Origin of the sequence: uncultured Halorubrum sp. (assembly GCF_937146585.1) — an archaeon.
Taxonomy (GTDB): domain Archaea; phylum Halobacteriota; class Halobacteria; order Halobacteriales; family Haloferacaceae; genus Halorubrum; species Halorubrum miltondacostae.
In genome coordinates, this window is the sequence record NZ_CAKZRO010000098.1 from 1 (window position 1) to 12,533 (window position 12,533).

Sequence of the window (12,533 nt, forward strand, 5' to 3'; positions counted from 1 at the left end):
CGACTTCGTCCTCCCGCTGGCGGCGTATCCGGCCGCGTTCAGCGACGGCGAGAACGTCCGCCGCATGATGAACGGGCTCGAACACGAGCCGAACGAAGAGAACTAAGCGCGGTCGCCGACGCGGGCCCACCCCCACCGACGCGACCGCCCGCGACGGCGCAGTCGCCGGGTTCACCGGGCGTGACCCGAGCCGAAAACATATGCCGCCCCCTCGCCTAGCGTCGGACGATGCTGCTCGTCCTCTGTGTCGACCTCGACGACGACCTCGGCCGCAAGACGGGGATCCCCACCCCCGTCATCGGCGACGAGGACGTCACCGAGGCCGCGGTCGCGCTCGCGACCGCCGACCCCGAGGACTCCGACGTCAACGTCCTCTTCCAGGGCGTCAACGTCCACGACGAGCTGGCGGCGGAGGGCGAGGCCGTCGAGGTCGCGGCCGTCACCGGCGTCGACGGCCCCGACGTGAAGGCGAACCGCGCGGTCGGCCAGGAGGTCGACCGCGTGCTCGCCGAGCTGTCGACCGGCGAGGAGGTGTCCGCGGTCGTGATCACCGACGGCGCCCAAGACGAGTCCGTCCTCCCCGTGATCCGGTCGCGGATGCCGATCGACGGGATGCGCCGGGTCGTCGTCCGCCAGGCGCAGGACCTCGAGTCGCTGTACTACACGATCAAGCAGGTCCTCGCGGACCCGGAGACCCGGGGGACGATCCTCATCCCGCTCGGCGTCCTCCTGTTGATCTACCCGCTCGTCGTGGTCGCGAACCTCTTCGACGTGGCCGGGGCGGCCGTGCTGGGGATCCTCTCCGGCGCGGTCGGGCTCTACTCGCTGTTCCGCGGGCTCGGCCTCGAGGAGACGGTCGACGGGACCGCCGAGACCGTCCGCACCGTCCTCTACACCGGCCGCGTGACGCTCGTCACCTACGTCGTCGCGCTCGCGCTCATCGTCGTCGGCGGCGTTCAGGGGATCGAGACCGTCGACGTCGTCCGCGGCGTCCAGGGCGGCTCGCTCGCCGCCGGGACCGGCCTCGCGGCGTTCGTCCACGGGTTCGTCCAGTGGCTCGGCGTCGCGGGCGTCACCTCCAGCCTCGGGCAGATCACCGACGAGTACCTCGCCGGCCGGTTCCGGTGGCGCTACCTCAACGCGCCCTTCTACGTCGCCTCCATCGCCGTGGTGCTGTTCGCGGTCTCGGGGTTCTTCCTCCCGGACGCGCCGGGCGTGACGGCGCTCGGACTCTCGGAGCTGGCGATGGCGCTCGCCGCCGGGACGCTCATCGGCGTGTTGAGCACGCTCGCGTTCGCCGTCGCGGAGTCGCAGCTCCCGTCGACGGAGCCGGTGTGAGGCCGCCACGGAGACGCCGGAGGCGAGCCGGGGCGTCCGCCGTCGAACGGGTCAGGCCGGGCCGGTCTGCCAGCCGACGAATCGGTCGAACCCGTAAGTGAGCCCGAGGTACAGCGCGGCGAACACGACCCAGCGGAACACGTCGAACGTGCCGGTGAACGCGAGGACGTTGAAGACGTACGAGAGCGACGCTCCGACGAATCCGGCGACGAGGAGGGTGCGGCGGTCGTCCATGGGTGCCGCTCGCCGCTTCACGGCTTCGCTCTTCTGCCGGGAGAGCGCCTCGATCCGGCCGTTTCACGGCGCCGGCGGCGCGCTCGCGGCGGCGGGGGCGCCTACCGCGGCGTCCAGGAGTCGCACGCTTCCATGTCGTCCATCAGCTCGTCGTAGTGCGCGCAGTAGGGCCGCATTCCGTCGTCGGTCCGGACGTAGTCGAACTCCGCGCAGTTACCGCAGTAGGCGTCGCCCGGGCCGTCGCGCGCGGCGGGGGAGCCGGGCGAGGGCGCGGACTCGGGCGTCGCGGGCGACGACGGGCCGCCCGTCGGCCCCGCGTCGTCGAGCGGCGACGAGATGTCCGCGTCGGCGCTGCCGCCGTCGCTCACGCCCGGCGAGGCGGGACCAGTGCGGCCCCCGGCGTCGACCCCTCGCCCCGTTCCGTTGCCGTTCGTTCGGCCGGTCGCGGCTCCGGCGGCGTCCGATCCCGGCGACGCACCGACCCCCGGCCCCGCCGTCGGCGCGGACGGATTCGGTTCTGCGTCGCCGTCGGCGCCGGCGGCATCGGGACGGTTCGTCTGCGTCTCGACGTCGCCGTCGGGCGTGCCGCCGAGGAGGCCGACGCCGCCGCGGCTCCCGAGCTGGTCGCGGGGGACCTCGACGACCTTCGTCTCGCCCTTGTGGGTCACCTCCATCGAGACGGTGCCGCCGGGGTCGTTGCGGGTCTTGAAGTTGGCGACGCCGACGAACACGCTCCACAGCGTCGTCGCGGCCCCGAGGAAGTAGACGCCCGCGGTGGGGAGCGTCAGGTCGGTCAGCTCCGGGCGCGGCCCGCCCACCCACTGCTGGGGGTACGCGTGCGCGAACAGCGCCACGCCGAGGCACATGACGACCGCGCCGACGATCGCCGCGGCGTAGGTGTTGCGGTCGGCCGGGAGGACGGCCATCACGCCGAGCAGCACGAGCGGGACGCCGACGCCGCCGAGGATCCCGCCGACCTCGCGAGCGGTTCCCGAGGTGTAGCTCGCCGGCAGCGCCACCTCGGCCGCCACGAGGATGCCGGCGAGGAGGAGCAGCGCGCCCGCGACGAACGACCCCACACCGAGGTACAGTCGACGCGGGTCGACCCCGGAGCGCCCCCGTCCGCCGTACGCCTCCGAGAGACTGGTCATGGGTGGGGTACGTCGTCCACCGTGAAAACAGTACGTCAGACATTCACCTGCGCCGGGGGACGGGAGCGGCCCGGCTCGCTCTGTCCCGGCCGGTCACGTTCCGCGCCGAACCCGTCGGTCAGACCAGCGCGTCGACGTCGACGTGGGCGGTGAGCAGCTCGGCCATCCGGTCGACCGTGCGCACGTCTCGGGTGCGGCCGCCGCGGACGACCTCCTCGGCGCGGTCGATGGCGGTGACCGTGTCGGTGTTTATCGCCAGCACGGGCTTGCCCGCGTCGGCGGCCTTGCCCAGCACCGCGCCGGAGGGCCGGTGCCCGCCGGTGAGGACGAGGCAGGCGACCCCGGAGGCGTCGAGCGCCGCGGTCTGGACGTCCGCGCGGTCGCCGCCGGTGATGACGGCGGCGTCGCGGGCGCGCCGGAAGTACCGCAGCGCCTCGTCGCCGCCCATCGCGCCGACGAGGAAGCGCTCGACGAAGGCGTCGGTGGGCGCGTCGGTGAGGAGCTCCGCGCCGAGCTCGTCCGCGAGCTCGCCGACCGTGACGCCGGCGAGCTCCTTCTCGTACGGGAGCGCGCCGAAGACGGTGATCCCCCTCGACTCGAGGAACGGGATGCCGTCCTGGTCGAGCGACTCGAAGGCGTCGTCGGACACCTTGTTGAACACGACGCCGGCGAGGCGGTCGCCGAACGCGTCGGCGGCCGCCAGCACCTCGTCTAGGTCGTTCGGCGAGCCGTACTCGGCGACGAGGACGACGTTCGCGTCGAGCAGCTCCGCCACGTCGACGTCGGTGAGGTCGACGACGCCGCCGGTGGTCCAGCTGCCGCCGCCCTCGACGAACACTCGGTCGTGGTCGGCCGCGATGCCGTCGTACTCCTCGCTGATGCGGTCGCGCAGGGCCTCGGAGTCCTCGGTGCCGCGGATCGCCCCCTCGACGAACGTCGGCGAGTAGACGACGGGCTCCATCTGGTGCATCTCGGCGTCCAAGCCGAGCACCTCGCGTGCGAGCATCGGGTCCTGGTCGAGCGTCTTGCCGACGTTCGACTGCAGTCGGGTCCCCTTCGGTTTCATGTAGCCGACGCTGCGGTCGCGGTCGGCGGCGAGCCGCGCGAGGGCGACGGTGATCGCTGTCTTTCCGGCGCTGTCTCCGGTCGCGGTGACGAGTGTGGTGGGTGTGTCAGTCATTGGTGGGTTCCTCCGCGTCGAGCGGCTGCTGTTCGGTCGCCGAGGCGTCGAGTGCCTCCGGGTCGACGGTGAGTCTCACGTCGACGGCGGCGGCGTTCGTGCCGCCGTCGTCGTCGGGCAGTGCGACGAGGGGGTTGATGTCGAGTTCGAGGATGGCCGGGAAGTCGGTGACCAGCTGCGAGAGCCGGCCGATCGTCTCGATCACGGCGTCGACGTCGACCGGGTCGCGGCCGCGCGCGCCTCGGAGCAGGGGCGCCGACTGGATCTCCTCGGTCATCTCGCGGGCCTCGGGCTCGGAGACGGGCGCGACGCGGAAGGTGGTGTCCTCCATCACCTCCACGAAGATGCCGCCCAGTCCGAACATCAGCAGCGGCCCGAACTGCGGGTCGCGGTTCATGCCGACGATCGTCTCGACGCCGTCGTCGAGGTCGACCATCTCCTGTACCTGGACGCCGAGGACGGTCGCGTCCGGCTGGTAGTTGCGGGCGCGGGTGATGAGGTCCTCGTAGGTGTCCGCCACGTCCTCGTCTCCGACGCCGACGGCGACGCCGCCGATGTCGGACTTGTGGAGGATGTCCGGCGAGACGATCTTCATCACCACGTCGCCGTCGACGCCCTCGGCGACCTCGCGGGCGCGGGCGGGGGAGTCGACGATCTCGCCGTCGGGCGTGGGGATCCCGTACGCGTCGAGCAGCTCCATCGCCTCGACGCCGAGGCGGTTGTCGTCGCGGTCGCGCACCGAGCCGAGGATCTCGCGGGCGCGCTCGCGGTCGACGTCGAACGACAGCGGGTCGGCGTACTCCCGCCGCTTGATGTCGCGGTAGGTCGCGAGCGTCGCGAGGCTGTCGATGGCGCGCGCCGGATCGAAGTAGCAGGGGATGCCGCGCGACTGGAGCTGCTGTTTCGGCTCGCGGGTCCGGTCGCCGCCCATCAGGCAGGCGGCGACGGGCGCGTCCATCTCGTCGCTCACGTCGGTGATCGCGTCCGCCAGCTCGTCGAAGTCGATCGTCGCCGTCGGCGCGGCCAACACGAGGGCGGCGCCGACGTTGTCGTCCGCGACGGTGATCTCGAGCGCCTCGCGGAACCGGTCGACGTCGGCGTCGCCGATCACGTCGACCGGGTTGTGGATGTTCGCCTCCTCGGGCATCGACTCGGCGAGCGCGTCGCTCGTCTCGCGGGTAAACGACGCCATGTCGAGGTCGGCGTCGCCGACCGCATCGGTCGCCATCACGCCGGGGCCGCCGGCGTTCGTGACGATGGCGACGCTGTCGGTGTCGGGCAGCGGCTGGCTCCCGAGGATGCCCGCCGAGTCGAACAGCTCGTCGACCGACTCCGCGCGGATGACGCCGGCCTGGTCGAGGCCGGCCTCGTACGCCTTGTCGGAGCCGGCGAGCGTGCCGGTGTGCGAGGAGGCCGCCTGCGCGCCGGCGCTCGTCCGGCCGGACTTCACGGCGACGATGGGGGTGTCCTGCGTCGTCTCGCGGGCGGTCTCGATGAACTCGCGGCCGTCCTCGATCCCCTCGAGGTAGCCGATGATCACGTCGGTCTCCTCGTCGGACCCCCAGTGGTCGACGAAGTCCGTCTCGTCTAAGACGGCCTTGTTGCCGAGCGAGACGACGTCCTTGAAGCCGATCCCGTTGTCGTTGGCCCAGTCGAGGACCGCGGTGACGAACGCCCCCGACTGGCTCATGAAGGAGAGCCCGCCCGGGAGGGCGTTCTCGGGGCCGAACGTGGCGTTCATGCCCGAGGGGGTCGACATGATCCCTAGGCTGTTGGGGCCGACGACGTCGAGGTCGTACTCGTCGGCTAGCTCCGCGAGGCGACGCTCCCTCGCCGCTCCGTCCTCTCCCGTCTCGCCGAACCCGGCGGTGATCACGACGACGTTACGGACCCCCGCCTCGCCGCACGCCTCGATGGCGTCTAACACGATCGAAGGCGGGACGACGACGACGGCGACGTCGGCGTCCGCGTCGGCGACGTCGTCGACGCACGGCGTCCCGAGCACCTCGTCGTAGTTCGGATTGACGGGGACCGTGTCGCCGGCGAAGTCGTCGAGGAGGTTCGACGTGACCGCGCGGCCGACCGCGCCCTCGCGGGCGGTCGCGCCGACGACGGCGACCCGGTCCGGGTCGAACAGCTCGTTGAGCGTACCCATCAACGTGTGAGTACGCGAAGCGCCGGCTTAAGATCGGTGGGATGTTCTTCGGAATCCGAGTCAACGGTGAACGATCGATCGGGTTCCGGTCACTCGTCGGTCGACTCCGAGTACGGGTCCCGTGGGACGCCGTGGGTCGCGGCGGCGTCGTCGGGCGCTTCGTTCGGGGCGGGGTCGGAGCGCGCGACCGGCGCGCCGCCGTCCGCCTCGGCCGGGCCGGCCGCGACCCCGCCGGGGTCGCCCCACGTTCCCCCCGGAGGCGTCGACTCGCAGTCGGCGTCCGGCACGCTGATCGTCACCGCGTTCCCGTCGGCGCCGGAGTCGAACGTCAGGTCGCCGCCCGAGCGGTCGGCGATCCAGTAGACGAGCCACAGCCCCATCCCGCCGGTGTGCGTCAGGTCGTCCATCTCCCAGCGGTCGGTGATCGGGTCGCGCTCCTCCGCGGGGATCGGCGGCGCGTTGTCCCGGACGGTGATCTCGACGCGGTCGGCCGGCGCGGTGACCTCGACCGCCACCTCCGGGGCCGCCTCCGCGTGTTCGACGGCGTTCTCGACCAGCTCCGCGATCGCGTAGTCCAGTTCGGGGTGGGTGAACGCCCGGAGGTCGTCGGGACAGCGGACGGACACCTCGGCGGCCGCCGCGTCGCAGTCGGCGAGCGCGCTGTCGACCGCGGTCTCGACGAGCGACGCGACCCGGAGCGGCTTCGGCGGCTCCTTCCGCCGGAGCAGGTCGATCACGCCGCGCTGCTTCTCGGCCGAGGTCAACAGGTCGTCCGCGACGCGCCGGATCGTCTCCGCGTGGTCGACCAGGTCGGCGGCGAGGCCGGCCGCGTCGTCGAGCGGGGCGTCCGCCGCGCGGAGCGCGTCGTCCACGCGGGTCGCGATCTGCTCTGCGGTGCCGTCGACGATGTTCATGTCGTTGCGGATCGTGTGGCGCAGCAGGTTGTCCATCACCGTGAGCTGGCGCTTCCGGCGGTACTCGTCGGTGACGTCGCGGGCGAAGCCGGTTATCGCGACGACCGCGTCGTCCTCGACGACGGGCCGGGCCGGCACGCGCACCCAGCGCATCCCCTCGCCGCCGGTGCCGATGCGGTAGTCGAGGTTCGTCGACTCGCCGGCCGAGAGCCGCTGCATCGCGTCCTCGACCGCCGGGCGGTCGTCCGGGTGGACCATCTCGAGGAACGCCTGCGGCTCTTCGCGCATCGTCTCGCGGTCGATGCCGAACACCGGCTTCACCGCCTCGTTGACGAACAGCAGCTCGCTCCAGTCGGCGGTGAACATCCACAGCACGTCCGGCGAGGTGGACGCGATCGTCTCCAGCCGCCGGCGAGACTCGACCTCGAGCGTGACGTCGCGGGAGCTCAGCGCGTAGCCGTCGAGCCCGGTCTCGCTCGGCGGGAACACGCGGGTCCGGACCCACACCCAGTCGTCGTCGGCGGTGCGGTACCGGTACTCCATCGGGGTGTCGGGCGGCTCGCCGTCGACGAGGAGCGTCTCGAACGTCGCGAGGACGCGGTCGATGTCGTCGGGGTGGATCAGGTCGAACGCGTTCGTCCCGACGAGCTCCTCGGGGTCGTAGCCGAGGAGGTCGCGCGTGGCGGCGTTGAGATACTGGAACTGCCCCGCCCGGTCGATCACCGTGACCTTGTCCTGCGAGAGGTCGAGCAGGGTATCGGGTGCCGGTGATCGTGGCATACGGAGTACCTGCGAGAGCGGGAGTATAATACTGTCCGCGCGATTATCAGGGCCGAAAACGAACGATCGGCACAGGTTCGCGTGTTCTGCTCCCGCCGGCGGTCAGCGGGCGGGGGCGGCTCGGTCGATCGGAACCGGCACCGGAGCGCGGCGGATCGCGACCGAGCGGAGTAGGGCGGCGGCTCAGTCGGCCGAGACGCCGGGGGCGTCGATCGAGGCGGCCAGCGGGTCGGCCCCCTCGCGGTCGACCGTGAGAGAGACGCCCCCGTCGTCGAGTTCGATCGCGGCGTCGGCGGCGTCGCGGACGTACTCCGCGGCGTGGTCGCCGTCGGGGTCGAAGCGGACGCCCTCGGCGAGCAGGGGCGTCTCGCTCAGCAGCTCCACTTTCCGGTAGGCGGTCGAGAGCGCGATGTCGCAGGCCTCGGCCAGTTCGCTCGTCGTCTTCGGCGTCGCCGCGGCCGCGAGGATCGCCCGACAGTCGGCGTCGGCGAGCGCCTCGAACGTCGCGTCGAGCGCCGCGTCTCCCTCGGTCGTCGTCGTCGCGTCGTTCGTCCGCGGGGGGCGTTTCATATCTGTACGTACCGGCTCCACCCACCCGAACGGTGACCCATCATATGCGGGGCGTTTTATACCGCGGCGTCGCGCCCGCCAACGTTTTTGCCCGGGACGGGTAGGGACGAACGAGATGGGATCGGGAATCCGGGCGGAGGTCTCGCTGCCGGCGGCGGCGCCGTCGCCGTTCGACGGCGTCGTCGACGGCGCGGCGACGGTCGCCGAGATCGAGCGCTGTACGCCCGCGGACGACGCCGAGCGCGTCGTCCTCGAGTTCATCGCGGACGCCGACCTCTCGGTTCCCGAGGGGGTCGAGGTCGTGTTCGACTACGGCGGGCGGGCGGCGTACCGGTTCGACGCGGCCGTCGACCCGGACTCGCCGTTCGCCGTCCTCGACCGGCACGAGACGCCCCTCTCTGAGGCGGTGATCCGCGACGGGCGGCTCCGGATCACCTTCCACGCGACCGACCTGCCGACGCTGCGGTCGGTGTTGGAGGCGTTCCGCGACCGGTGTCCGGACATGGAGGTGCTCCGGCTGCTCCAGTCGACGACGACGCCGACGGAGACGGACCTGGTCACGGTCGACCGGAGCGAGCTGACCGAGCGGCAGCGCGAGGTGCTCGCGGCCGCCTACGAGGCGGGCTACTTCGATCACCCCAAGGGGGCCAACGCCGGCGAGGTCGCCGAGTCGCTCGGCATCGGCCGGTCGACGTTCACGGAGCACGTCGCGGCCGCCCAGCGGAAGCTGTTCGGGTCGCTGCTGGATTGACCGTGTTCCGAAGCCGCGAGAATCCGCGGCCCGTTTGATGAGCGTGGGTGGCGTACCCACAGCTATGACGGGGCGATCCACCCACACCTTCGTCTGCCCGGAGTGTCGGCGCTCGATCGAGGTGGACGACGCGATGCGGGCGACGCTGCTCGAGACGGGCTGTGTCGTCTGCGGCGCGCCGGTCACCGAGGAGGACATCGGCGAGGCACCGACGGTCGGCTGATCGGCCGCGAAGCGATCGCCTCGCGGTCCCCGCCTGCGGTGTCGCGTCGCCGCGTCCCCGTTCTCGACCCCGCGTCGCCTCGTCGCCGCGTCCACGCGCGTCGGCCGTACGTGCCCCGTACCGCCCCGTCGCCGCGTCCACGCGCGTCGCCCGCCCGTACTGTCTCGTTTCCTTTATCACCACGTACGCGGAAGGGCGGGTATGCCGACGAACAGCGAGGTCGAGATGTCGCCGGCCGAAGTGGACGCACACCTGTCGCGCCACGAGACGGGCGTCCTCGCGCTCGCGCGCGACGACGCGCCCTACGCGATCCCGATCTCGTACGGGTACGACGCCGACGACCGCGAGCTGTACCTCCGACTGGTGTCGACGCCCGACAGCGAGAAGCGCGAGTTCCTCGCGTCGACGCCGCAGGCCCGCGTGGTCGTCTACGGTGACGACGACGACGAGTACGCGAGCGTCGTCGGCGTCGGCGCGCTGGAACGGGTCGACCTCGAGGAGCTCACCCCCGAGACGATCGCGCAGTACGGGGAGACGCAGCGCCCCCTCTTCGAGATCTGGGCCGCCGACAAGCCGGACCTCGACATCGAGCTCTACCGGTTCGCCCCCGAGAAGCTGACCGGGCGGACGGTCGTCGTCGAGCGCGACGAGTCGTAAGACGGGCTCGCCGTCGGGCGTTCGTTCGGGCGATCGCCTCGCGCCGTGTCAGCGACACCACAAACTTATGCCGGTCGCGTCGCGACTCACGCTGAGCGACGAATGACGCAATTATGAACGGAACGCGCCCCGACGACACCGCTCGCTCGCGAGTCGCCGCCCTCCTCGACCGCCTCTCGACCGCGCTGGCCGCGCGGGTCGCGGTCGACCGACGCGCGCTCGCGGCCTTCCGAATCGGGCTCGGGGCGGTGTTGCTCGCCGACCTCGCGGCGCGGTCGCGGTCGCTGACCGCCTTCTACACCGACGCCGGCGTCCTCCCCCGCCGCGCGCTGTTCGCGGACTACGTGGGGACGCTCTCGGTCCACGCCCTCGTCGGCGAGCCGTGGGCCGTCGCGCTGGTGTTCGCCGTCGCGGGCGCGGCCGCCCTCGCGCTGTGCGTCGGCTACCGGACCCGGCTCGCGACCGCGGTCTCGTGGCTGTTACTGCTCTCGCTTCACGCCCGGAACCCGATGGTGTTGAACGCGGGCGACGACCTGCTCCTCGCGCTGCTGTTCTGGAGCCTCGTTCTCCCGCTCGGCGCGCGCTGGTCCGTGGACGCCGTCAGGCGGGCGGACGCGCGGGACGGAGGAGCGGAGGGGACCGACCCCGCGACCGAGGGCGACGCCGGAGCCCCGGCACTGAGCGCGACCGAGACCGCGGTGGCGAACGTCGCCACGATGGCGGTCCTCGCGCAGGTGTTGGTGATGTACCTGACAAACGCCGTCCACAAATTCGAGAGCGAGCTCTGGATGAGCGGCGAGGCGGTCGTGTACGTCATGCAGGCCGACCAGTTCAGCTACCTCCTCGGGAACTACCTCGCGGATTTCAGCCTCCTCCTGCGCGCGTTCACCGTGTTGTGGGTGGCGCTACTCTTTGCGTCGCCGCTACTGCTCCTGCTCACGGGGGTCCCGCGCGCCGCCCTCGCGTCGCTGTTCGTCGGGATGCACCTCGGGATGGCGGTCACGATCCGTGTCGGCCTCTTCCCGATCATCGTCGTCGTCGGCTTCCTCCCGTTCTTTCAGACCCCGATCTGGGACGCCGTCGAACGCGTCGTCGACCGCCTGAACTGGGCGGGCGGGGTCTCGCGCTGGCGTGACCGATGCGTCTCGGTGGCGCGACGCCTGAACGCGGTCGACGCCGCGCTCCCGCGACCGATCGGCGCGGAGCGGCTCACCGCCCTCCGGAGCGGGGGTCTCGGCGGCGGACTCGCCCGCGGGCGCGTCCTCTTCACGACGGTCCTCCCGTACGCGTTCCTCGTGTTGATCCTCTTGTCGAGCGCGGCGTCGGTCGGCTACGCCGAGGTGCCGGACCCCGCCGAGGACGCCTTGGACACCGTCGAGATGAGCCAGTCTTGGCAGATGTTCGCGCCCGACCCGATCCACACGACGCGCTGGGTCGTCGCGGTCGGCGCGCTCGAAGACGGGACCGAGCGGGACGTGTACCGCGACGCCGCGGTCAGCTTCGACCGGCCGGAACGCGCGGAGACCACCTATCGCACCTCGCGGTGGCGGAAGTACCTCAAGAACGTCGACGGCGCGGACAACGAGAACCACCGCTCGTACCTCGCGAACTACCTCTGCGGCGACTGGAACCGCACCCACGAGACGAACGTCGAGACCGTGACGATCTACCGGGCGTACGAGCGGACGAACCCCTACAACGGGACGGTCGAGGCCGCGAACGAGTACGAGCTGATCGAGTACGACTGCTCGGGCGCGTTCATTCAGAACGAGTAGCGAGCTTCGCGTCGCGCGGGCGTGGGGACGCCTCGCCGGCCGCGAGGCGAACGGCGCGAGGGGGCGAAGTGTCGACGTCGACGTGCCCGTGGGAGACGGTGGTGACGGCGAGTCGAGATGCGGTCGGACTCTCGGAGTCGGTCGCCGTGCTCCGGCTGTCATTCGTCGGCGTGTCGCTCGCTAGTGGTATCCACTGTGAACGGCCGGGCTGTGACGAGCGTTTCGGTCGCTTCGGCGGACTCCCGTCGTGGAGGTAGAGAGTCAGGCTTCTCGGGAGACGTGTCGGCGACGAGGGGAGCACGTGATCGCTAGCATCTCGCGGTGCGGCTGGCCGTCCCCGCGACTGGGGCCGAGTTCGAGATGTCGCGGTCACCGCTTGGAGGGGGAGCGGGACGGACGAAATTGCGATCGAGTTCGAACCGGACCGCAACAACACGAGGTACGCAGTGAGGAGACGGGCACGCTCCGCGAGCCAGCGAACGAGGGCCACGAGGATCGCGGCGTCCTCGAGGACGACGCGAGCAAGTTCGCGAAGGCGCGTGATACCCTCCGACAGGGCGAGGTCTGTCGGCAGCGTGGTCCGAACGATATTCGAGCGCCTCACCGGAACGAGAGCTCCCAGCCCGCCGCGACACGCGGACTGCCGTGAGTGAAGCCGACGACGCGCCTGAAAGTCGAACGGTGTCGAGCCGGGAAGCGACCTCAGTGGGGTACGAAACGCGTCGTCGGTGGTTCCCGGCTGTTCTTGCCGGATATATAGGTATGAGATCACGTAACACTCCAGTTAGCGAGAGCGCCGTCGCTC

The 12,533-nt window shown here is 71.4% G+C and carries 11 protein-coding genes; 5 read left to right on the forward strand and 6 right to left on the reverse strand.

Annotated elements, in window-relative coordinates; all coding sequences use genetic code 11:
* Positions 1-228 precede the first annotated feature (228 nt).
* Positions 229-1,338, forward strand: a complete 1,110-nt coding sequence (locus tag Q0116_RS08345) for a DUF373 family protein (protein WP_297886867.1) — start codon at positions 229-231, stop codon at positions 1,336-1,338.
* Positions 1,339-1,389: 51 nt separating this feature from the next.
* Here Q0116_RS08345 and Q0116_RS08350 read toward each other — a convergent pair whose 3' ends face one another.
* From Q0116_RS08350 to Q0116_RS08375, 6 genes are all read right to left on the reverse strand, one after another.
* The gene (locus Q0116_RS08350) at positions 1,390-1,572 is read right to left on the reverse strand and encodes a hypothetical protein (protein ID WP_297886868.1); all 183 of its coding nucleotides are present in this window, start codon (positions 1,570-1,572) and stop codon (positions 1,390-1,392) included.
* 101 nt (positions 1,573-1,673) lie between these two features.
* Positions 1,674-2,723, reverse strand: a complete 1,050-nt coding sequence (locus Q0116_RS08355) for a hypothetical protein (RefSeq protein ID WP_297886869.1) — start codon at positions 2,721-2,723, stop codon at positions 1,674-1,676.
* Between the two features lie 118 nt (positions 2,724-2,841).
* Positions 2,842-3,903, reverse strand: a complete 1,062-nt coding sequence (locus Q0116_RS08360; RefSeq protein ID WP_297886870.1) for a phosphotransacetylase family protein — start codon at positions 3,901-3,903, stop codon at positions 2,842-2,844.
* Complete coding sequence (locus tag Q0116_RS08365) at positions 3,896-6,058, reverse strand: acetate--CoA ligase family protein (protein ID WP_297886871.1); 2,163 nt, start codon at positions 6,056-6,058, stop codon at positions 3,896-3,898. Before Q0116_RS08365 ends, Q0116_RS08360 begins: the two co-directional genes overlap by 8 nt.
* Before the next feature lie 89 nt (positions 6,059-6,147).
* Complete coding sequence (locus tag Q0116_RS08370; RefSeq protein WP_297886872.1) at positions 6,148-7,752, reverse strand: PAS domain-containing sensor histidine kinase; 1,605 nt, start codon at positions 7,750-7,752, stop codon at positions 6,148-6,150.
* A gap of 183 nt (positions 7,753-7,935) precedes the next feature.
* Positions 7,936-8,322 carry a helix-turn-helix domain-containing protein gene (locus Q0116_RS08375; protein ID WP_297886873.1) on the reverse strand — a complete coding sequence of 129 codons (387 nt, stop codon included), beginning with the start codon at positions 8,320-8,322 and terminating at the stop codon, positions 7,936-7,938.
* 115 nt (positions 8,323-8,437) lie between these two features.
* Here Q0116_RS08375 and Q0116_RS08380 point away from each other — a divergent pair, with 115 nt between their 5' ends.
* From Q0116_RS08380 to Q0116_RS08395, 4 genes are all read left to right on the forward strand, one after another.
* A complete protein-coding gene (locus Q0116_RS08380) occupies positions 8,438-9,073 on the forward strand; it encodes a helix-turn-helix domain-containing protein (RefSeq protein WP_297886874.1) in 636 nt (211 codons plus the stop codon).
* A gap of 64 nt (positions 9,074-9,137) precedes the next feature.
* Positions 9,138-9,296: a hypothetical protein gene (locus Q0116_RS08385; RefSeq protein WP_297886875.1), complete on the forward strand. Its 159-nt coding sequence runs from the start codon at positions 9,138-9,140 to the stop codon at positions 9,294-9,296.
* Positions 9,297-9,497: 201 nt separating this feature from the next.
* A complete protein-coding gene (locus Q0116_RS08390) occupies positions 9,498-9,953 on the forward strand; it encodes a pyridoxamine 5'-phosphate oxidase family protein (RefSeq protein WP_297886876.1) in 456 nt (151 codons plus the stop codon).
* A gap of 113 nt (positions 9,954-10,066) precedes the next feature.
* A complete protein-coding gene (locus tag Q0116_RS08395; RefSeq protein WP_297886877.1) occupies positions 10,067-11,728 on the forward strand; it encodes an HTTM domain-containing protein in 1,662 nt (553 codons plus the stop codon).
* Positions 11,729-12,533 lie beyond the last annotated feature (805 nt).

Excerpts from the sequence above, each read along its gene's own strand:
- Q0116_RS08385 (WP_297886875.1), top strand. The coding sequence starts at position 9,138 with ATGACGGGGCGATCCACCCACACCTTCGTCTGCCCGGAGTGTCGGCGC.
- Q0116_RS08365 (WP_297886871.1), bottom strand. The coding sequence starts at position 6,058 with ATGGGTACGCTCAACGAGCTGTTCGACCCGGACCGGGTCGCCGTCGTC.
- Q0116_RS08380 (WP_297886874.1), top strand. The coding sequence starts at position 8,438 with ATGGGATCGGGAATCCGGGCGGAGGTCTCGCTGCCGGCGGCGGCGCCG.
- Q0116_RS08395 (WP_297886877.1), top strand. The coding sequence starts at position 10,067 with ATGAACGGAACGCGCCCCGACGACACCGCTCGCTCGCGAGTCGCCGCC.
- Q0116_RS08360 (WP_297886870.1), bottom strand. The coding sequence starts at position 3,903 with ATGACTGACACACCCACCACACTCGTCACCGCGACCGGAGACAGCGCC.
- Q0116_RS08375 (WP_297886873.1), bottom strand. The coding sequence starts at position 8,322 with ATGAAACGCCCCCCGCGGACGAACGACGCGACGACGACGACCGAGGGA.
- Q0116_RS08345 (WP_297886867.1), top strand. The coding sequence starts at position 229 with ATGCTGCTCGTCCTCTGTGTCGACCTCGACGACGACCTCGGCCGCAAG.
- Q0116_RS08350 (WP_297886868.1), bottom strand. The coding sequence starts at position 1,572 with ATGGACGACCGCCGCACCCTCCTCGTCGCCGGATTCGTCGGAGCGTCG.
- Q0116_RS08370 (WP_297886872.1), bottom strand. The coding sequence starts at position 7,752 with ATGCCACGATCACCGGCACCCGATACCCTGCTCGACCTCTCGCAGGAC.
- Q0116_RS08355 (WP_297886869.1), bottom strand. The coding sequence starts at position 2,723 with ATGACCAGTCTCTCGGAGGCGTACGGCGGACGGGGGCGCTCCGGGGTC.
- Q0116_RS08390 (WP_297886876.1), top strand. The coding sequence starts at position 9,498 with ATGCCGACGAACAGCGAGGTCGAGATGTCGCCGGCCGAAGTGGACGCA.